The following is a 1,974-nucleotide window of genomic DNA, read 5'->3' on the forward strand; positions in this document are numbered from 1 at the left end:
AGAGTGATAATTTGTCTGACTGGCTCAGACTGTTCACCAAAGGAATTAACTCAGCGAGAGACATAGTTTAAACTCCCAGACATACGAGGATACATTTATCATAAGCGATCTGTGAGACACTGTTTTATAGATAGGCGATCAATCAAAAGTGTGGATGCGATCGCCCCTTACTTTTTTATGGATAGGCGATCGATAAGGAGTGGGGATGCGATCACACCTTTCTTTACCAAAAATCTAATTTTAAACAGAAGTACGATCGCCCTTCCTCCACCTCTTCAACAACTCCGGCGTCACCAACCCTTGCGGAAAAAATATCGTCCCCAACACAATCAGCACCCCAAAAATAATTAACCGCCCATCCCGCAGAAATTGCGCCAACCAAACCGGCAGTCCCTGAATAGTCGCCATTCCCCTCAAAACCTCCGGCAAAGCAGTAAACACCATCCCACCCAAAACTGCTCCCAGAAAAGTTCTGCTACCACCAATCAACACAGAAGTTAAGTAAATAATACTAGCATCAAAAGTACCTTGACGGGCGTTCCAAGTATTCAGGAAATGAGCGCTAACTGCACCCACAACCCCAGCTAAAACAGCACCTAACGTGAAAGCCAAAACCTTATAAAAAGTTGGGTTAATGCCGATCGCATCAGCCGCCAACTCATCAGCCCGAATCGCAGCAAAAGCCCGCCCCACCCGAATCCGTTCCAGCCGATAGACAATCGCCATACTTACCAACAGTAAAGGTAGTACAATCCACAAATACTCGATCGGCGTCGCAAACGGTTGCGGAATCCCAAAAATGCCCACAGCCCCGCCAGTGATATCTAGATTCAGCGATAAAACCCGCAAAATTTCCACAAAAGCAATAGTAGCGATCGCCAAATAAATCCCACTCAACCGCAGCGCCGGAATTCCCACCAAAATCCCCAGCAACCCCGAAACAACCCCTGCAATTATCATCTCCACCAACAGCAATGGCAGAGGAAACAAACCCTCTGTCGGCTTAAACACCGTCGTAGACAAAATCGCCGCAATATACCCACCCAACGCATAAAAACCAGGGCTAGCCAGAGACAACTGACCAGTCATTAAAGGCAAATACAGCGACATTCCCAACATTGCACCCAGCAACATCGAGACAATCAGAAACCCATAAGTAGTAAAAAATGTAGCCATAACTTTTTTTATTTTTTAGTCCGCGAAGGCGGACTTCGTTTGTATAGAAGCGATTTCAATCGCCGAATTATTGAGGAAGTAACACTCTTACACTTTCTGAATTAAACGCCGTCCAAACAAACCCTGCGGTCTAACCAATAGCATCATAAACAATATGCCAAAAGCAACAGCATCCTTATAAGCCGAAAAATCACCAGGCACAAAAGCCTCCACCAAACCAATTATAAACCCACCCAAAACAGCCCCAGGAATACTCCCCAACCCACCCAGTACAATCACCGCCAAACCCTTCAAACCAAAAGCAATCCCAAAATACGGCCCAGCAATACTAACACTAGATCCCACCAAACTCCCCGCCAAACCAGCCAGAAAACTGCTCACAAAAAACGTCAAAACAATATATCTGTCAGTATCAATACCCAACAGACTAGAAGTAGTAGCATCTTCAGCCACTGCCTGCATTGCTTTGCCAAATTTAGTGAAATTTATTAAGTAAGTTAAAAGACTAACAATCGCAATAGCTACGCCAAAAATCACTATTTGAACAGTGCGAATAGGAATCTGTTTATCCGCCGTACCAAAGTTAATAGCTGCAGGCAAATTGCCGTAAGTATTAGTAGGAAAAGTGTAAATTTCTGCACCGACAAGATACTGGATGATATTGGCGATCGCCACCGCCGCCCCCAAACTAGAAACCACCGTCAGCAGAGGATCTGAGTGTCTGCGGCGCAAAGGCAAAAAAGCAACTCTTTCAACAATTACTCCCACCAAACCAGCCAGCGTACTGCCCAAAATTAG

2 protein-coding genes are annotated in these 1,974 nt (G+C 45.2%); both read right to left on the minus strand.

All coding sequences use genetic code 11. From position 1 onward, the window contains the following. Positions 1 to 240: 240 nt before the first annotated feature. Positions 241 to 1,176 carry a branched-chain amino acid ABC transporter permease gene (locus ACUVJL_RS25350; protein ID WP_445248363.1) on the minus strand — a complete coding sequence of 312 codons (936 nt, stop codon included), beginning with the start codon at positions 1,174 to 1,176 and terminating at the stop codon, positions 241 to 243. Positions 1,177 to 1,263: 87 nt separating this feature from the next. After that, a partial coding sequence (locus ACUVJL_RS25355; RefSeq protein ID WP_445248364.1) for a branched-chain amino acid ABC transporter permease occupies positions 1,264 to 1,974 on the minus strand: 711 nt, incomplete at its 5' end.

It is taken from the genome of Microcoleus sp. OTE_8_concoct_300, from assembly GCF_031383065.1.
Lineage (GTDB): Bacteria > Cyanobacteriota > Cyanobacteriia > Cyanobacteriales > Microcoleaceae > Microcoleus.

What these genes read in the sequence shown, in the direction of transcription:
- ACUVJL_RS25350 (WP_445248363.1), bottom strand. Translation starts at nt 1,176, where the DNA reads ATGGCTACATTTTTTACTACTTATGGGTTTCTGATTGTCTCGATGTTG.